Raw genomic sequence first — 18,928 nt, forward strand, 5'->3', positions numbered from 1 at the left:
CCATCATTCTTTGCAGCAAACGGACTCCTCATATGGACTATCAGCTCGATATCAACTGGCCCGACTTTATTCAACGCTACTGGCAGAAACGCCCGGTAGTGCTTAAACGTGGATTTAAAAACTTCGTCGATCCTATTTCTCCTGACGAGCTGGCCGGTCTGGCGATGGAAAATGAGGTGGATAGCCGCCTTGTCAGCCATAACGAGGGCAAATGGCAAGTCAGCCACGGCCCGTTTGAAAGCTACGATCATCTCGGTGAGAGCAACTGGTCGCTGCTGGTTCAGGCGGTCAACCATTGGCATGAACCTTCTGCCGCACTGATGCGTCCGTTCCGTTTTCTGCCCGACTGGCGTGTTGACGACCTGATGATCTCGTTTGCCGTGCCGGGCGGCGGCGTCGGTCCGCATTTCGATCAGTACGATGTGTTTATCATTCAGGGCACTGGCCGCCGTCGCTGGCGCGTGGGTGAAAAAGTGCCGTTGAAACAGCACTGCCCGCATCCGGATCTGCTGCAGGTTGAGCCTTTCGACGCCATCATCGATGAAGAGATGGAGCCCGGCGATATTCTCTATATTCCGCCAGGATTCCCGCACGAAGGCTATTCGCTGGAAAACGCCATCAACTATTCGGTCGGCTTCCGCGCACCGAACGGTCGCGAGCTGATCAGCGGTTTTGCCGATCACATGCTGGCCAACGAATTGGGCAGCTACCGCTACAGCGATCCCGATGTGCCATCGCGTGAATGCCCATCGCAAATTCTGCCGTCTGAATTGGAAGGCATCCGCAAAGTCATGATGGATGTGATTAACCAGCCGGAGCAGTTTAATCAGTGGTTTGGCGAGTTTATTTCTCAGTCGCGTCATGAGCTGGACGTCGCACCGCCAGAGCCGCCGTATCAACCGGACGAAATCTACGATGCATTGCAGCAAGGCGATGCGCTGACGCGGCTCGGCGGCCTGCGCGTATTGACCATTGGCGATGTGGTGTTTGTGAACGGTGAATCGATCACCAGCAGCCATCCGCATGTGCTGGCAGCATTGGCGCACAATCACGTGCTGACGCTGGAAGATTTCGGCGATGCGCTGGACGACCCTTCACTGCTGGCGCAGCTGGCGGCGTTGGTGAATAGCGGGTATTGGTTCTTCGGCGAGTAAGTTTCAATCTGTCTCGGGGTTTCTAAAACTCGGTGGGTGCTCGGTGGGTGCTGGCTGTCCCCCTCCTCGGTCGGTGCTGGCTGTCCCCCTCCTCGGTCCTCCCCCATAAATGGGGGAGGATGATGCTGCCATATGTTCGTTTTGGAGCTGCATGGGGCAGCGTCTCCTTCCCCCATTTATGGGGGAAGGCCGGCATGGGGGACAACCCGCACTATGCAATCACCATCACCCCTTCTTCTGCCCCGCCAGCTCAGCCAAACGCACAATCACATCCACCGACTGTGCCATCACATTGAGTGAGGCGAACTCGTGCTTGCCGTGATAGTTGTAGCCGCCGGTGAACAGGTTCGGGCATGGCAATCCTTTCCACGACAGCGCAGAGCCGTCGGTGCCGCCGCGAATCGGTTTGACGTTCGGTTCGATGCCGCAATCGCGCATTGCCTGCAGCGCCAGCTCAATAATGTGCGGATGCGGTTCGACTTTCTCGCGCATGTTGCGATAGCTGTCGCTGATCTCTACTTTCACCGAACATTCGCTTTGCAGCCCTTTACTGACGCGCTGGCCAATCTCTTCCAGCAGCTGTTTACGCTGTTCATAGCTGTCGGCATCAAAATCGCGGATCAAATACATCAGCTCGGCGTGCTCAACCGTGCCTTTGATGGTGTGCAGATGGAAGAAGCCTTCATAGCCGTCGGTATACTGCGGCTTCTCTTTGGCTGGCAGTTCCGCGTGGAAGCGCATCGCCAGATCCAGCGCATTGACCATCACATTTTTAGCGCTGCCTGGATGCACGTTGTTGCCGGTGATTTTAACCATCGCGGTAGCGGCATTGAAGTTCTCGAACTCGAACTCGCCGAGATCGCTGCCATCAACGGTATACGCCCAATCGGCGGCAAAGCCTTCGACGTCGAAGTGCGACGCGCCGCGACCAATCTCTTCATCGGGTGTAAAGGCCACGCGAATCGCACCGTGTGGCGTATCCCCTTTTGCCAGACGCGCCATCGCGGTCATGATCTCGGCGATACCGGCTTTATCATCCGCGCCGAGCAGCGTTTTGCCATCGGTGGTGATCAGCGTATGACCGATCAGCTTGTGCAGGACCGGGAACATCACCGGTGACAGAATTTCATCACCGTTACCGAGCGCGATATCGCCACCGCGATAGTTTTCAATAATCTGCGGATTGACGTTTTTGGCGGTAAAATCCGGCGAGGTGTCCATATGCGAAATAAAGCCGATTACCGGCGTGGCCCAATCAACGTTAGCCGGTAAGGTGCCCATCACACAGCAGTGATCGCTCAGAGAGACATCAACAAAGCCCAGCGCGATAAGTTCTTCCTGTAATTGACGCGCCAGCGTCCACTGCCCTTCGCTGCTTGGCACCTGTCGTGCCTGAGGTTTTGACTGAGTTTCTACTGCAACATAACTGAGAAAACGCTCAAGTAATTGATCCATCTGTCATCCCTCTAAAGAACCTGCGTCATTATCATGGTGGCCAAATGGCACCATGTTGCGTCAAATCATTATCCTTCAGGTTAGCTCTCTCAACGTGACTTGCGTTGAAAATTCGCTCACTCGCGCCTGTCCGACTTATCCGTTACGCATACTCCGGCATTTTTCAGAGTTTTCAAGGTAAATCCGTGGCAAAACATGGCATTGACACATTTTTGCGGTATCATCGCGCCCTTCATCACAGCAAGCGGCCACCAGCGGCTATGCTGTAACCTGATTCACCATCAGACTGAGTGACTAAAATGACGCAAACACGCGCGCCTGCGCTGGTTACGCTTTCTGGCATCAGTAAAGCTTTTGATGGCAAAACCATCATCTCTGACTTTGACCTGACCATCCGTCACGGCGAGTTCATCACGCTGCTTGGCCCTTCCGGCTGCGGAAAAACCACCATTTTACGCCTGATTGCCGGGCTGGAAGCGGCCGATCGCGGTCACATCATTCTTGATGATAACGACATCACCGATCTGCCCGCCGAGCATCGCCACATCAACACCGTGTTTCAGAGCTACGCGCTGTTCCCGCACATGTCGGTGTTTGAGAACGTCGCCTTTGGCCTGCGCATGCAGAAAACCCCGGCGGCGGAGATCACCACGCGCGTTAACGATGCGCTGGCGATGGTACAGCTGGAGAATTTTGCCGATCGCCGTCCGCATCAGCTTTCGGGCGGTCAGCAGCAGCGCGTGGCGATTGCACGCGCGGTGGTCAATCGCCCGAAAGTGCTGCTGCTGGACGAGTCGCTGTCGGCGCTGGATTACAAGCTGCGGCGCCAGATGCAAAACGAGCTCAAAGCGCTACAGCGTAAGCTTGGCATCACCTTTGTGTTTGTGACGCACGATCAGGAAGAGGCGCTGACCATGTCCGATCGTATCGTGGTAATGCGCGATGGCCGCATCGAACAGGACGGCACGCCACGCGAGATTTACGAAGAGCCCGCCAACCTGTTTGTGGCGCGCTTTATTGGCGAGATTAACGTGTTCGATGCCGAGGTGCTGAACAGCGAACATGCGCCTACAATCCGCGCGCGTGTGGAAGGCCTTGAATGCACGCTGCAATGTGATTTCCCGGTCAGCGTCGGCGATAAACTGCACGTGCTGCTGCGCCCGGAAGATCTGCGCGTTGAAGAGATCGACCACGACAGCCGCAGCGATAATCTGATCGGCTTCGTGCGCGAGCGCAACTATAAAGGCATGACGCTGGAGTCTACTGTTGAGCTGGAGAATGGCAAGCTGCTGACGGTGAGCGAGTTCTTTAATGAAGACGATCCCGACTTTGATCACTCGCTGAACCAGAAAATGGCCGTCAGCTGGGTTGCCAACTGGGAGGTGGTGCTGCCGTATGAAGTTGATGCGTAACCGCCTGCAGAAAGTGATTGTTGCACTGATCGTTAGTTGGCTCTCGCTGTTTGTCCTGCTGCCCAACCTGATGATCTTCGCCACCAGCTTCCTGACGCGCGACGATGCGCATTTTGTCAGTATGGCCTTCACCCTCAATAACTATACGCGGCTGCTCGATCCGCTCTACGCCGACGTGCTGCTGCATTCGCTGAATATGGCGTTGATTGCTACACTGTGCTGCCTGCTGCTCGGTTATCCGTTTGCCTGGTGTCTGACGAAACTGCCGGCGCGCCTGCGTCCGCTGATGCTGTTCCTGCTAATTGTGCCGTTCTGGACCAACTCGCTGATCCGTATCTACGGTCTGAAAATCTTCCTCAGCACGCGCGGCTGGCTGAATGAATTTTTGCTGTGGCTCGGGGTGATCGATAAACCGTTCCGCATCATGTACACCTCGGAAGCGGTGATTCTGGGGCTGATCTACATTCTGCTGCCGTTTATGGTGCTGCCGCTCTACTCCAGCCTGGAAAAGCTGGATAAATCCTGCCTCGAAGCGGCGCGCGATCTTGGCGCGAATAAAGTGAAAACCTTTTTACGCATCATTCTGCCGCTCACCATGCCGGGCATTGTCGCCGGTTGCCTGCTGGTGTTTATCCCGGCGATGGGCTTGTTCTTTGTAGCGGATTTGCTGGGCGGCGCGAAAAACCTGTTAATTGGCAACGTGATCAAGAGCCAGTTCCTGAATATCCGTGACTGGCCGTTCGGTGCTGCCACCAGCATTGTGATGACGCTGCTGATGGGGCTTATGCTGCTGGCTTACTGGCGCGCAGCGCGTATGCTGAACATCAAGGTGGAACTGCAATGATGGCGCGCTGGTTACGCGGCGGCTTCATGGCCGTGATTTACGCCTGGTTTTATATCCCGATCATTATTCTGATCGTCAACTCCTTCAACCGTTCGCGTTTCGGCATTAACTGGCAGGGCTTCAGCACGCAGTGGTATCGCCTGCTGATGAATAACGACAGCCTGATTCAGGCGGCCCAGCACTCATTGCTGATGGGCGTGCTCTCTGCCAGCTGCGCCACGATTATCGGCTCGCTGACCGCCGTCGCGCTTTATCGCTATCGCTTCCGTGGTAAACCGTTTGTTAGCGGCATGCTGTTTGTGGTGATGATGTCGCCGGATATCGTGATGGCGATTTCGCTGCTGGTGCTGTTTATGCTGCTGGGCATTTCGCTGGGCTTCTGGTCGCTGCTGTTCTCGCACATCACCTTCTGCCTGCCGTTCGTGGTGATCACCGTCTATTCGCGCCTGAGAGGGTTTGATGTGCGCATGCTGGAAGCCGCCAAAGATCTTGGTGCCAGCGAAGTCACCATTTTGCGCAAAATTCTGCTGCCGCTGGCGCTGCCGGCGGTCGCAGCGGGTTGGCTGCTGAGCTTTACGCTGTCGATGGACGATGTCGTGGTATCGTCGTTCGTCACCGGCCCGAGCTTCGAAATTTTGCCGTTAAAAATCTATTCGATGGTGAAAGTTGGCGTGTCACCGGAAGTGAACGCGCTGGCGACAATTTTGCTGCTGCTGTCGCTGCTGTTGGTGGCGCTCAGTCAGCTGTTGCTCCGTGATAAAACCAAATAGAGGATAATCGATGAAAAAGTGGTCTCACTGGCTGGCGGCTGGGGCGCTGGCATTGGGCATGCAGAGCGCGCAGGCGGATGCCGGCAAAACGCTCTACTTCTATAACTGGACCGAATACGTGCCGCCGGGACTGCTGGAGCAGTTCACCAAAGAGACCGGCATCAAGGTGATTTACTCCACCTACGAATCCAATGAAAGCATGTATGCCAAGCTGAAGACCTGGAAAGATGGCGCCTACGATTTGGTGGTGCCTTCAACCTACTTCGTCGCCAAAATGCGTAATGAAGGCATGCTGCAAAAGATCGATAAAACCCAGCTCAGCAACTTCAAAAACCTCGATCCTAACCTGCTCAACAAGCCGTTTGATCCTAACAATGATTACTCGATCCCCTATATCTGGGGCGCGACCGCCATTGGCATCAACACTGACGAAGTGGATGCCAAAAGCATTACCCGCTGGGCCGATTTGTGGAAGCCTGAGTATAAGCAAAGCCTGCTGCTGACCGACGATGCGCGTGAAGTGTTCCAGATGGCGCTGCGTAAGCTGGGCTATTCGGGCAACACCCGCGATCCCAAGCAGATCGAAGCCGCTTATGAAGAGTTAAAAAAGCTGATGCCGAACGTGCTGGCGTTTAACTCCGATAATCCAGGAAATCCGTTTATGGAAGGCGAAGTGAACGTTGGGATGATCTGGAACGGTTCCGCCTACGTGGCGCGCCAGGCAGGCACGCCGCTGCAGATTATCTGGCCGCGGGAAGGCGGGATTTTCTGGATGGATAACCTGGCGATTCCGGCCAATGCGAAAAACCGTGAAGGCGCGCTGAAGCTGATTAACTTCCTGCTGCGTCCGGATGTGGCGGCACAGGTGGCGGAAACCATCGGCTATCCCACGCCAAACCTGGCAGCGAAGAAGTTACTGCCACAGGAAGTGGCCAGCGATCCTTCGCTGTATCCTGACGAGGATGTAATTAAAAACGGCGAGTGGCAGAACGATGTCGGTGAAGCCAGCGTGCAGTATGAGACGCTGTTCCAGAAGCTGAAGGCGGGACGTTAATCTTTCGTAGGGTCGCCATTCATGGCGACCTGGCATGCCAGGTGCGCATTAATGCGCACCCTACAACGATCGCTACTTATACAACCCACGCAAAAACGTATGCACAAACTCTGGCACCACTTCGCTGGCTAAGCCGTAATGACGCTCGGCAAACTCATTGCCGACCTGGCTGGGTTCCAGATTCAGCTCCACGGTATGCGCGCCCTGCAGTTTCGCCTCGTGGACAAAACCGGCGGCGGGATAGACGTGGCCCGAGGTGCCAATGGCGATAAACAGATTCGCCTGCTCAATCGCCTGATAAATCTCTTCCATCCCCAGTGGCATTTCGCCGAACCACACGATGTGCGGGCGCAGCATGGCCGGGAACTGGCAGCAGGTGCAGCGATCGTCCGAGGTTAAATCTTCGGTCCAGTCCAGCACTTGTCCACTGCTGACACAGCGCACTTTCAACAGTTCACCGTGCATATGCAGCACGCGCTGGCTGCCGGCGCGTTCGTGCAGGTTATCAATATTCTGCGTCACCAGCAGGAAGTTATCGCCCAGCACCTGCTCCAGTTCCGCCAGCGCTTTGTGCGCGGCGTTGGGCTGAATCTCCGGCTGCTGCAGCTGTTGACGGCGCGCGTTGTAGAACGCCTGCACCAGCGCCGGATTGCGTTGAAAACCTTCCGGCGTGGCGACATCTTCCACGCGGTGCTCTTCCCACAAGCCATCGGCGGCGCGGAAAGTGCGAATACCGGATTCGGCGGAGATACCCGCGCCGGTCAGCACCACCACGCGCGGTTGCGGATGCGCGGCCAGTTCAGCTTTGCGATCGCGCTCGAAGATGCGCTGGCGAAAGCGCTGATGCACCTTGCGGCGGTTTTTTTTGTCGCGGGCGAGTCGTAGGCGGCGGCGCGGTATGCGCATAAAAGCTCCTTATCTGCGGCGTTTATCGCCGCGCGTCGGGTATTTTCGGGATCATCTGCCCGATAATAGCAGCCACACGGCGGCTGCGTTTTATCTTTACTGACCGCTCAGCACGCGGGCCGGATCGATACGGCTGGCGCGTCGTGCCGGATACCAGCTGGCAATCAGGCTCAGGACAATCGCGGTGCCCAGCACCGAAATCACATCAATCCAGTGCAGTTCAGACGGCAGGAAATCGATAAAATAGATATCGCCAGCCAGCAGCTGATGTCCGGTGAGGTGCTCAAACACGCGCATCACCGGCGTGAGATTGAGCGCCACCAGCACACCGACCACCACGCCGCTGACGCTGCCGAGCAGGCCCGCCAGCAAGCCGTACCAGATAAAGATGGCGCGAATCAAACCATCTTTGGCGCCCAGCGTACGCAGCACCGCGATGTCGCTGCTCTTGTCTTTCACCGCCATCACCAGCGTCGAAACGATGTTGAAGCAGGCCACGCCAATCACCAGCACCATGGCTAAATACATAATGCCGCGAATCATCTGGATGTCACGGTACATGTAGCCGTAAGTGCCAATCCAGCTCTTGATGTAGACGTATGAGTGCGTCACTTCACCGGCGTCACGCACCAGCTTCTGCGCCTGGAATGGGTCGTTCATCTTCAGCGCGATGCCGCTGACGCTATCGCCCATATCCAGATACTTCTGCGCATCGGCCAACGGCACCAGCGCCAGGCTGTGATCGAGCATGCCGCTCAGTTGCAGCACGCCGCTGACCTGCAGACGAATACGTTTCGGCTGCAGCAGCTTATTCTCGCCATCATTATTCGGGATCATGATGGTGATCCAGTCGCCCTGTTTCACGTTGAGCGATTTGGCGATGCCGCCACCCAGAATGATTTGCTGTTTACCGGCCGCGAATTGCGACCAGGCATCACCGGCAACAAAGCTCGGCAAGGCGCTAAGACGCGCTTCCTGCTGCGGATCGACGCCTTTCACCTGCAGCGCCTGCAGCTTCGCACCGCTCTCAATCAGCCCGGTGAAGTTGATATAGGGCGCTGCGGCGGCAATGCCAGCCACCTGCTCAATCGGCGCGATCATCGGTTGCCAGTTGCGGAATGGCTGATTCACCGGCTCGATTTCACCGTGCGGCACGACCGCCAGAATGCGGTTGTTGAGCTCACGCTCAAAGCCGTTCATGGCGCTCAGGCCGATGATCAGCACCGCCACGCCCAGCGCAATGCCGATAGTGGAGATGATGGAGATCAACGAGACCATGCCACCACGCCGCCGACCGCGGCTAAAACGCAGCCCGAGCAGCAGAGATAATGATGAAGCCATCAGATCACTCCCAGCGTCAGTTGGTCGCTCAGCTCACCGTCGCGCATTTCCATCTGGCGGCTCAGGCGTTTCGCCAGCTGCAGATCGTGCGTCACTACCAGAAAAGCGGTGCCCTGCTTGACGTTCAGCTCGCCGAGCAGTTCGAAAATCGCGTCAGCGTTGCGCGCATCGAGGTTACCGGTAGGTTCATCGGCCATCACCAGCCGCGGACGATTCACCAGCGCGCGGGCAATCGCCACACGCTGACGTTCACCGCCCGACAGCTCAGAAGGCCGATGCGCAGCACGTTTTTCCAGCCCGACCGCCGCCAGCATTTCACGCGCGCGAGACTCCGCTTCCGCTTTGCCGATTTTGCCAATCAGCAGTGGCATCGCCACGTTCTCCAGCGCGCTAAAGTCCGGCAGCAAATGGTGGAACTGATAGATAAAGCCCAACTCGCGGTTGCGCAGCTCGGCTTTCGCGGCCGACGACATCGCATTCAGCGATTTACCGTCAAAAATCACATCGCCTGATGTCGGCGCATCCAGGCCGCCAAGCAGATGCAGTAAGGTACTTTTACCCGAACCGGAGCTGCCGACAATCGCCGTCAGTTCACCCGGCTGCAGGCTGAAAGCCACATTGCGCAGCACATCGGTCTGCACGCTGCCTTCCTGATAGCGTTTGCACAGGTCACGACACTGCAACAAAGGAGTATTACTCATAACGTAAAGCCTCAGCGGGTTGGACGGCGGCAGCGCGCCACGACGGATAAAGGGTAGAAAGCAGCGCGACGGCCATCGAGACCAGCGCAATAGTGATCACCTGCAACACATTGATGTCGACCGGCAGCGCCGCGCCATCAAGGAACAGACCAATCACCGGCATCAAATTATTCAGCTGGCTGGCAAGCAGCACGCCAAGCACGGTGCCCAGCAGCGCGCCAATAATGCCCGCGCTGGCGCCCTGCACCATAAACACTGCGACAATCTGGCGGCGGGTTAAACCCAGCGTTTGCAAAATGGCCACTTCGCCCTGCTTCTCCATGATTAGCAGGCCAAGCGAGGTAATGATATTGAAGGCCGCCACCGCGATGATCAGGCTCAACAGCAGGCCCATCATGTTTTTCTCCATGCGCACCGCCTGGAACAGATCGCCTTTGCGTTCGCGCCAGTCTTTCCACGTCAGGCCCTCCGGCAGTTTCTGCTGGCTGAGCGCATCAACGCTTAACGGCTTATCCAGCCACAAACGCCAGCCGGTGATGTTGCCGAGCGGATAGCGCATCACACGTGACGCATCCTGCTGATTGACCAGAATTTGATAGCCATCCACTTCGCTGTTGGCGGCATAGGTGCCAGCCACGGTGAAAATACGCTGGCTCGGCAAGCGCCCCACCGGCGTGAACTGGCTGACCGATGGCACCATCAGACGCAGCTGATCGCCGCGCTTCACGCCCAGCTGTGCAGCCAGCTGTTCACCGAGGATGACGTTGTACTGGCCCGGCTGCAGCACGCTTTGTTGGGTGTTGACGAGGAATGGCGTCAGCGGATCCTGTTCGTCGGGATTGATGCCGAGCATCACGCCGACCGAGACGTTACGCGCGCTTTGTAGCACCACATCGGCGGTGGTCAGCGGTGCGATGCGCTTAACCCCTTGCAGTTGGAGATTATCGGCGGGCAACGACTTCGGACTGATGCTGCCTTTTTCGCTGGTGATCAGCGCCTGTGGCATCAGGCCGAGGATATTGCCTTCCAGCTCGCGCTCAAAGCCATTCATCACCGATAACACGGTGACCAGCGCCAGCACGCCGAGCGTGATGCCGATGGTTGAGAGCCAGGAGACGAAGCGACCAAAGCGGTCTGAGGCACGTCCACGCATGTAGCGCAAACCGATGAATAACGCGACTGGTTGATACATGAGATCCGTCTTGGCAGTTGCCTGAAAATAAGTAGTGGGATGATAAAGGAGGCGTCCTCTTTATGAAACCTCTAACCCTCTGAGTCTGCGGCAAAGTTGTGTCAAAAACCGTCCCAGCCAACGCTTATGCATAAAATTGCGACAAATTAATGATGTTATTTGTACGTTTATTCGTCATAGGCTGGCGTAGACTTAAAGATGAAATACCGTAGGCGACGAGGAGTACACCATGTTCAAATTCCCCAAAAGCAGTATTGTTAAACACAAATCGGGTGAAATTAAAGGCGAGATCGTTAACGTTTTTGAACAGGGAGATGCGCCAACCGGCTATTACGTGAAGTGGGACGACGGCAATCACAGCTACCATTTGGAGAAAGAGCTGTCATGGGCCAATGTCGATCGTCCACGTATGCACTACACACAGCAATCGAGTAAGTAGCTCAACCGGCAAAAGTGTGAGAAATCGCACCACGACAGATGATCCTCAGGGCGGATTATGGAATGATGACGCCCTGTAATCCAAGGAGAGAATGTCGAGATCCCATGTCGGAACAGAGTCGTTATACCCTGCCAGTCAAAGCCGGCGACCATCGCCAGCTCGGTCAGCTCGTCGGCGCCGCACAAGCGCTTGAGTGCGCCAGCATCACCGAACGCCACAGCGGTCCGGTGTTGATGATTACCCCGGATATGCAATCTGCCCTGCGTCTGCAGGAGGAGATTCGCCAGTTCACCGATCTGCCGGTCACCCATCTCGCTGACTGGGAAACGCTGCCCTACGACAGCTTCTCGCCGCATCAGGACATCATCTCAGCTCGCCTCTCCACGCTGTATCAACTGCCCAACTTAACGCGCGGTATGCTGATTATGCCGGTCAACACGCTGATGCAGCGCGTGTGTCCGCACAGCTTCCTGCACGGCCATGCGCTGGTGATGCAACAAGGGCAAAAGCTGTCGCGCGATGCGCTGCGCGATCAGCTGGAGCAGGCCGGTTATCGCCACGTCGATCAGGTGATGGAGCACGGTGAATACGCCACGCGCGGTGCGCTGCTCGATTTGTTCCCGATGGGCAGCGACCAACCTTATCGCATCGACTTCTTTGACGATGAGATCGACAGCCTGCGCCTGTTTGATGTCGATACGCAGCGCACGCTGGAGGCGGTCAACGCTATCAACCTGCTGCCGGCGCATGAATTCCCCACGGATAAAGCCGCCATCGAGCTGTTCCGCAGCCGCTGGCGCGAAACCTTTGACGTACGGCGCGAGCCGGAGCACGTCTATCAGCAGGTGAGCAAAGGTACGCTGCCCGCCGGTATCGAATACTGGCAGCCGCTGTTCTTTGAGCAGGCGTTGCCGACGCTGTTCAGCTATCTGCCCGCCAATACGCTGCTGCTCAACAGCGGCGATTTGCTGGCCAGCGCCGAGCGCTTCTGGCTTGACGCCAACGCGCGCTTTGAGAATCGCCGTATCGATCCGATGCGCCCGCTGCTGGAGCCGGTCACGCTGTGGCTGCGTCCCGACACGCTCATGAGCGAACTGAAAGCCTGGCCGCGCATGCAGTTAAGCAGCGAGACGCTGCCGGAAAAAGCGGCGAATACCAATCTCGGTTATCAGCCGCTGCTGGAATTGACCGTGCAGGCGCAGGCCAAAGCGCCACTCGATCTGCTGCGTCAGTTCCTTGAACAATTCAGCGGCCAAGTGATTTTCTCGGTTGAGAGTGAAGGCCGGCGTGAAAGCCTGCAAGAGCTGTTGGCGCGCATTAAACTGCGTCCACAGGCTATCGATCACTTTGATCAGGCCGCCAATCAGCCGCTTAGCCTGATGATTGGCGCCAGCGAGCGCGGCTTTATCGATACGCAACGCCAGCTAGCGTTGATTTGCGAAAGCGATCTGCTTGGCGAGCGCGTCAGTCGTCGTCGCCAGGATAATCGCCGCACCATCAATCCTGATGTGCTGATCCGCAACCTCGCCGAGCTGCATCCCGGCCAGCCGGTGGTGCATCTGGAGCACGGCGTTGGGCGTTATATCGGCCTGACCACGCTGGAAGCCGGCGGCATCGTCGCTGAATATCTGATGCTCTCCTATGCGGGCGACGCCAAGCTGTACGTGCCGGTTTCATCACTGCATCTGATTAGCCGCTATGCCGGTGGCGCGGATGAAAACGCGCCGCTGCATAAACTTGGCAGCGATGCCTGGTCCCGCGCGCGGCAGAAAGCCGCTGAGAAAGTGCGCGACGTGGCGGCGGAGCTGCTGGATATTTACGCTCAGCGCGCAGCCAAAACCGGCTTTGCCTTTAAGCACGACCGCGATCAGTATCAGCTGTTCTGCGAAGGCTTCCCGTTTGAAACCACGCCGGATCAAGGCCAGGCGATCAACGCGGTGCTGAGCGACATGTGTCAGCCGCTGGCAATGGATCGTCTGGTGTGCGGCGACGTCGGCTTTGGTAAAACCGAAGTGGCGATGCGCGCTGCGTTTCTGGCGGTTGAGAACGCCAAACAGGTCGCGGTGCTGGTGCCCACTACGCTGCTGGCGCAGCAACATTACGACAACTTCCGCGATCGTTTCGCTAACTGGCCGGTGCGCATTGAGATGCTGTCGCGCTTCCGCACCGCCAAAGAGCAGAGTCAGGTGCTGGAACAGGCGCGCGAGGGCAAAGTCGATATTCTGATTGGCACCCATAAGCTGCTGTCGAACGACCTGAAGTGGCACGATCTCGGCCTGCTGATTGTCGATGAAGAGCACCGCTTTGGCGTGCGTCATAAAGAGCGGATCAAGGCGATGCGCGCCGATGTCGATATCCTGACGCTCACCGCCACGCCGATTCCGCGTACCCTGAATATGGCGATGAGCGGCATGCGCGATCTGTCGATTATTGCCACGCCACCGGCACGACGCATGGCGGTGAAAACCTTTGTGCGAGAGTACGATAGCCTGGTGGTGCGCGAGGCAATCCTGCGTGAAGTGCTGCGCGGCGGCCAGGTTTACTATCTCTATAATGACGTGGAAAACATCGAGAAAGCGGCGCAGCGACTGGCCGATCTGGTGCCGGAAGCGCGCATTGCCATTGGTCACGGTCAGATGCGCGAACGCGATCTCGAGCGGGTGATGAATGATTTCCACCATCAGCGCTTTAACGTGCTGGTGTGTACCACCATCATCGAAACCGGTATCGACGTACCCAGCGCCAACACCATTATCATTGAACGCGCTGACCACTTTGGTCTGGCGCAGCTGCATCAGCTGCGTGGCCGCGTGGGACGTTCGCACCATCAGGCCTATGCGTGGCTGCTGACGCCGCATCCAAAAGCGATGACCACTGATGCGCAAAAACGTCTGGAAGCTATCGCGTCGCTGGAAGATCTCGGCGCCGGTTTTGCGCTGGCAACCCACGATCTGGAGATTCGCGGCGCGGGTGAGCTGCTCGGCGAAGATCAGAGCGGCCAGATGGAAACCATCGGCTTCACGCTGTATATGGAGCTACTGGAGAACGCGGTCGATGCGCTGAAGGCGGGCCGCGAGCCGTCGCTGGAAGATCTCACCAGCAATCAAACCGAAATTGAACTGCGTATGCCTGCCCTGCTGCCAGATGATTTTATCCCGGATGTGAATACCCGCTTGTCGCTCTACAAGCGCGTGGCCAGCGCCGCCGATGAGCAGGATTTGGCGGAACTGAAGGTTGAGATGATTGACCGCTTCGGCAAGTTGCCGGATGCCGCGCGTAATCTGCTGGATGTTGCCGGGCTGCGTTTAGTGGCGCGCGAGTTGGGGATTCGTAAGATTGAAGCCAGCGACAAAGGCGGATTCTTCGAGTTTGCGCCGCAGAATCAGGTCGATCCAGGCTGGCTGATTGGCCTGCTGCAAAAAGATCCTCAGCAGTGGAAGCTGGATGGCCCAACGCGATTGAAGTTCACCCGCGATATGGCGGACCGGAAAATCCGTATGGAGTGGGTGCAGGGATTTGTCAGCGAGCTGGCGAAAAACCGGGTTTAGTGGATATCCGCACGGAATCGCGCCGCTACGATTTCGTGCGCGTTGAGGATCTCACACATAAAAAAAGCGCCTTGCGGCGCTTTTTTCGTTACTGCTGCTGTGATGCATCTTTGCCCAATTAGGCCTGATTTGAATTCAGGATCAGCTGACCATTACGGTCGAGCGGAATGCGGGTACCAGGGTCGTTTTCCATGCGGATTTTGCCCTGCTGGTCGCCTATTTTATAGGTCACGTCATACCCCAGCATTTTTTCCTGTTTGTCATATACCGTTTTGCAACGCTGCTCGTTGGTGGTGTAAGTGTCGCGATCCTGCAGCGCACCCTGCACCTGATTACCGCCGTAACCACCGGCCAACGCGCCCGCTACCGTAGCGACATCGCGTCCGCGTCCGCCACCAAACTGATGGCCCAACACGCCGCCGGCTACCGCACCCAGCACCGAACCGGCAATGCGATTCTCATCCTGGACCGCACGACGATGGGTCAGCGTCACATTGCGACACTCCTGTCGCGGCTGTTTGATGCTCTCTTTGATCGGCGTCGCCGACAGAACTTGTGCAAACTGCGGGCCGCGATCGAAAACATCCATGCTGGCGACTGCGGCAACACCTAACGCTGCTGCCACGCCGATACCGATACCCGCTAACATTGATTTATTCACAGGAATGTCCTCCTGAAGGTTGTTACCGCGCATTCCTGCCGCTACCAAATCCTGTGTAGCCGAGGCATAACCGGCGTGCGCGCCGCGCCGTGTTTGTTAGTAATAAGTTTTACAGATGGACCGTAATTGCAACATCAGATTAATGGAGGAAACGCAGCGGAAACCCATCAGGGCCAGCTTTTAGGAGAGTTCTGAGAGCGGGTGAAATAGTGCCGTAACCTTAAGCTGAACGTGCAGTTTTCAGCGGGTTACGGCAGCTGGTGTGGCGTGGGGCGGCATTCACCGCCCGAAAATCATCAGTGCAGCTTGAGGCGCGGACGCAGGACGCGGTTAAGACTGCCGACCAGCATCATAAGACCGGTCTTGAAGTATCCGTGGAGCGCAATCTGGTGCATACGATATAGAGAGATGTAGACAAAACGCGCAATGCGCCCTTCCACCATCATCGATCCGCGCATCAGGTTACCCATCAAACTGCCGACGGTGCTGAAGCGCGATAGCGACACCAGCGAACCGTGATCTTTATAAACATACGCTTTCAACGGTTTGTCTTTACGCTGTGCAAGGATGTTCTCCAGCGCGCGCGAGGCCATCTGATGCGCTGACTGCGCGCGCGGCGGCACAAATCCGCCACCCGGCAGCGCGCAGGAGGCGCAATCGCCAATGGCGTAGATGTCGTCATCCAGCGTGGTTTGCAGCGTCTCTTTCACCACCAGCTGATTGATGCGGTTGGTTTCCAGTCCGCCAATCTCTTTCAGGAAGTCTGGCGCTTTGATACCGGCCGCCCACACCATCAGATCGGCGTCGATGAATTCGCCGCCTTTAGTATTCAAGCCGTTTTCGGTGGCGCTGGTGACCATGGTTTGCGTCAACACGCGCACGCCAAGTTTGGTCAGCTCCTGATGCGCCGCCGCCGATATACGCGGTGGCAGCGCCGGCAGAATGCGTTCACCGGCTTCCACCAGCGTGACGTTCAGCGAGCTGCTATCCAGACCTTTGTAGCCGTAGCTGTGCAGCTGTTTCACCGCGTTATACAGCTCCGCAGAGAGTTCCACGCCGGTGGCACCGCCGCCGACAATGGCGATGTTGACTTTTTCCAGGCTGCCTTCGCTGGCCGAGAAACGCAGGAACAGGTTGAGCATTTCGTTGTGGAAACGACGCGCCTGATGCGGGTTGTCGAGGAAGATGCAGTGATCTTTTACGCCCGGCGTGCCGAAGTCATTTGAGGTGCTGCCAAGCGCGATGACCAGGCGATCGTAGGCCAGCTCACGCTGCGGCACTAACAGTGCGCCTTCCGCATCGCGGATTTCGGCCAGCTCAAGGGTTTTGTTTTCACGACTGATTTGCGTCAGCGATCCCAGCTGGAACTGGAAACCGTGATTACGCGCGTGCGCCAGATAGCTCAGCGCATCAATCCCTTCGTCCATCGAACCGGTTGCCACTTCATGCAGCAGCGGTTTCCATAGATGACTGTGGTTACGATCGACCAGGATGATCTCGGCTTTCTTCTTGCGTCCCAGCTTGTGACCGAGCTGCGTTGCCAGCTCTAAGCCGCCAGCACCACCGCCGATGATAACGATTTTTTCCATAGATGTAGTCAACAAGGACCCCCTCAAAGTTGTAAACCAATAGTTAATTAATGGTTAATAAAAACCTTAATAAACATAGGGTTGGCGACGTTAAATCGCGAGCTGAGGGCAGAATATCACGGCGTCAGAGACATCACATAAGAAAATTGATGTACATCAATCTTTCAGCTGCATTATCAGAATGTTACACATTTTATGCGCCGCATCACACGGCGCGCGGACGGTCAGGCGAGGAGTTTGAAGGCTTTGATGCGCTGCAAATGCGGCGCGATGTTCTTGAATTTGTGGCTGGCTACGTCATCCCAGATAATTTCATAGAACGGCTGCAGGTACGTCGCGCTGCGCTGATTATCCAGCGCTTCGTCCTGACGAGACAAAATCGCCAGACACTTTTCGCGGTTCTTTTCGCGGAAATCGTTGACGCACTTAGTGGCGATATCGAGATACTCTTCCGGGCGATCGATTTTGCCTTCCATGTTCTCAAACGGGAACAGATTAGGATTGAAGATCACCTGACGCATGCCGCACAGGAAGCCAATGCGTTCGGCCCAATAACCCCCCAGCCCAACCCCGCAAATCAGCGGATGCGCATCGTCGCCCTGTTGCAGCAGCTTGTCGCACTCTTTCAGCAGAAACTGCATGTCGTGTTTGGGATGGCGGGTGCTGTAGCTGACTAATCGGACGTCCGGGTCAATAAACTGCAGCTGCAGCACCTTTTCATGGTTGCCCGGACTGTTGGAATCAAAACCGTGCAGATAGATGATCATGATTTTCCTCAGCGTGGAGTGAAATCCGGGCAGTGATGCTTATCTGCCCGAGGCTTTGTGCGCCAGCCAGCGCTCTTGCAACGCGCTTAACTGACGCTGATTTTTCCGCCAGCGCTCGCTTGCCAGCAGGCTTTGACGGGTAAAACGCCCTTGATGGTATAACTGCGTCACGCGCTCTACGCCGATCGGCGTCAAGTTATCCAGCACGCTCACCGCGCCCGCGCGTTGATTGCACACCAGGATCATATCGCAACCGGCATTCAGCGACTGCTGCGCGCGTTCGGCGTAGCTGCCCATCACCGCGGCACCTTCCATCGACAGATCGTCGGAGAAAATCACGCCGTTAAAGCTGAGCTCCTGGCGCAATACGGTTTGCAGCCAATACGGCGAACCGCTGGCAGGCAACGGATCCACCTCAGTATAGATAACGTGCGCCGGCATCACCGCATCAAGAAGCTGCTCGTCGATCAACTGCTTAAAGATCGCCATGTCATGCTGACGCAGCGTGGCGGCATCGCGGTTGTCGCGCGGCGTCTCTTTATGCGAATCGGCACTGACCGCACCGTGACCGGGGAAGTGTTTGCCGGTGGTTTTCATGCCGGCTTCATGCATGCCGTTGATAAAACGTCGCGCGACCTGTAGGGCGATGGCCGGATCTTCATGGAATGAACGATCGCCGATCGCCGCGCTGATGTGGCCAATATCGAGCACCGGCGCGAAACTGATGTCGATATCCATGGCGATCATCTCCGACGCCATCTGCCAGCCCGCCTGCTGCGCCAGTTCACCGGCACGATTCAGATCGTGCAGCGCGGCGAAGGATTGCATCGCCGGCAGCTGCGTGAAGCCGTCGCGGAAACGCTGCACGCGACCGCCTTCCTGATCCACCGCCACCACCAGACGATTGCGTGAAGCGGCGCGAATCTGGCGCACCAGCTCTGCTAACTGCTCAACGTCGTGGAAGTTGCGGGCAAACAGAATCAGCCCGCCCACCAGCGGATGCTGCAGAATTTCGCGTTCTTCGGCGTCCAGCTCATAGCTTTCGACGTCAAGCATCAGCGGTCCGGGTGTGTTCATGGTCATGATTAAAATCCT

At 56.8% G+C, this 18,928-nt stretch carries 16 protein-coding genes; 7 read left to right on the forward strand and 9 right to left on the reverse strand.

What is annotated here, in order from left to right:
• Positions 1-32 precede the first annotated feature (32 nt).
• Positions 33-1,154, forward strand: coding sequence for a cupin domain-containing protein (locus K5Y30_RS04365; RefSeq protein WP_008103010.1), 1,122 nt, complete (start codon positions 33-35; stop codon positions 1,152-1,154).
• Positions 1,155-1,379: 225 nt separating this feature from the next.
• Here K5Y30_RS04365 and pepT read toward each other — a convergent pair whose 3' ends face one another.
• A complete protein-coding gene (gene pepT, locus K5Y30_RS04370) occupies positions 1,380-2,609 on the reverse strand; it encodes a peptidase T (RefSeq protein ID WP_101760812.1) in 1,230 nt (409 codons plus the stop codon).
• A 299-nt stretch (positions 2,610-2,908) separates the two neighbouring features.
• On the opposite strand from pepT, the gene potA reads away from it, so the two are divergent.
• The 4 genes from potA to potD are packed head-to-tail and all read left to right on the forward strand — an operon-like array spanning position 2,909 to position 6,689.
• Positions 2,909-4,021, forward strand: a complete 1,113-nt coding sequence (gene potA / locus K5Y30_RS04375; protein ID WP_222210570.1) for a spermidine/putrescine ABC transporter ATP-binding protein PotA — start codon at positions 2,909-2,911, stop codon at positions 4,019-4,021.
• Complete coding sequence (gene potB, locus K5Y30_RS04380) at positions 4,005-4,865, forward strand: spermidine/putrescine ABC transporter permease PotB (RefSeq protein WP_222210571.1); 861 nt, start codon at positions 4,005-4,007, stop codon at positions 4,863-4,865. Before potA ends, potB begins: the two co-directional genes overlap by 17 nt.
• Positions 4,862-5,635, forward strand: coding sequence for a spermidine/putrescine ABC transporter permease PotC (gene potC / locus K5Y30_RS04385; protein ID WP_222210572.1), 774 nt, complete (start codon positions 4,862-4,864; stop codon positions 5,633-5,635). Before potB ends, potC begins: the two co-directional genes overlap by 4 nt.
• 10 nt (positions 5,636-5,645) lie before the next feature.
• Positions 5,646-6,689, forward strand: coding sequence for a spermidine/putrescine ABC transporter substrate-binding protein PotD (gene potD / locus K5Y30_RS04390; RefSeq protein ID WP_222210573.1), 1,044 nt, complete (start codon positions 5,646-5,648; stop codon positions 6,687-6,689).
• A 72-nt stretch (positions 6,690-6,761) separates the two neighbouring features.
• On the opposite strand, the gene cobB is transcribed toward potD, so the two are convergent.
• From cobB to lolC, 4 genes are all read right to left on the reverse strand, one after another.
• Positions 6,762-7,595 (reverse strand): Sir2 family NAD+-dependent deacetylase, encoded by an 834-nt coding sequence (cobB, locus tag K5Y30_RS04395; RefSeq protein WP_222210574.1) that lies wholly within the window; start codon positions 7,593-7,595, stop codon positions 6,762-6,764.
• A gap of 96 nt (positions 7,596-7,691) precedes the next feature.
• Positions 7,692-8,936 carry a lipoprotein-releasing ABC transporter permease subunit LolE gene (gene lolE / locus K5Y30_RS04400; protein ID WP_222210575.1) on the reverse strand — a complete coding sequence of 415 codons (1,245 nt, stop codon included), beginning with the start codon at positions 8,934-8,936 and terminating at the stop codon, positions 7,692-7,694.
• Positions 8,936-9,637: a lipoprotein-releasing ABC transporter ATP-binding protein LolD gene (gene lolD / locus K5Y30_RS04405; protein ID WP_008103026.1), complete on the reverse strand. Its 702-nt coding sequence runs from the start codon at positions 9,635-9,637 to the stop codon at positions 8,936-8,938. The genes lolE and lolD overlap by 1 nt, the downstream gene beginning before the upstream one ends.
• A complete protein-coding gene (gene lolC / locus K5Y30_RS04410; RefSeq protein ID WP_222210576.1) occupies positions 9,630-10,829 on the reverse strand; it encodes a lipoprotein-releasing ABC transporter permease subunit LolC in 1,200 nt (399 codons plus the stop codon). The genes lolD and lolC overlap by 8 nt, the downstream gene beginning before the upstream one ends.
• Before the next feature lie 229 nt (positions 10,830-11,058).
• Between lolC and K5Y30_RS04415 the strand changes: the two genes are divergently transcribed.
• Entirely contained in the window at positions 11,059-11,268 is a 210-nt protein-coding gene (locus tag K5Y30_RS04415; protein WP_008103029.1) for a hypothetical protein, read from the forward strand.
• A gap of 104 nt (positions 11,269-11,372) precedes the next feature.
• Entirely contained in the window at positions 11,373-14,816 is a 3,444-nt protein-coding gene (gene mfd / locus K5Y30_RS04420) for a transcription-repair coupling factor (protein WP_222210577.1), read from the forward strand.
• Between the two features lie 118 nt (positions 14,817-14,934).
• Here the strand turns inward: mfd and K5Y30_RS04425 are convergent, their stop codons facing one another.
• From K5Y30_RS04425 to nagZ, 4 genes are all read right to left on the reverse strand, one after another.
• The gene (locus K5Y30_RS04425) at positions 14,935-15,477 is read right to left on the reverse strand and encodes a glycine zipper 2TM domain-containing protein (RefSeq protein WP_007885735.1); all 543 of its coding nucleotides are present in this window, start codon (positions 15,475-15,477) and stop codon (positions 14,935-14,937) included.
• Positions 15,478-15,773: 296 nt separating this feature from the next.
• A complete protein-coding gene (locus K5Y30_RS04430; protein WP_222210578.1) occupies positions 15,774-17,078 on the reverse strand; it encodes an NAD(P)/FAD-dependent oxidoreductase in 1,305 nt (434 codons plus the stop codon).
• A 212-nt stretch (positions 17,079-17,290) separates the two neighbouring features.
• Positions 17,291-17,833: an alpha/beta hydrolase YcfP gene (ycfP, locus tag K5Y30_RS04435; RefSeq protein ID WP_110865937.1), complete on the reverse strand. Its 543-nt coding sequence runs from the start codon at positions 17,831-17,833 to the stop codon at positions 17,291-17,293.
• A gap of 39 nt (positions 17,834-17,872) precedes the next feature.
• Positions 17,873-18,916: a beta-N-acetylhexosaminidase gene (nagZ, locus tag K5Y30_RS04440; protein ID WP_222210579.1), complete on the reverse strand. Its 1,044-nt coding sequence runs from the start codon at positions 18,914-18,916 to the stop codon at positions 17,873-17,875.
• Between the last annotated feature and the right edge of the window lie 12 nt (positions 18,917-18,928).

Origin of the sequence: Pantoea sp. DY-5 (genome assembly GCF_019795955.1) — a bacterium.
GTDB lineage: Bacteria > Pseudomonadota > Gammaproteobacteria > Enterobacterales > Enterobacteriaceae > Pantoea > Pantoea leporis.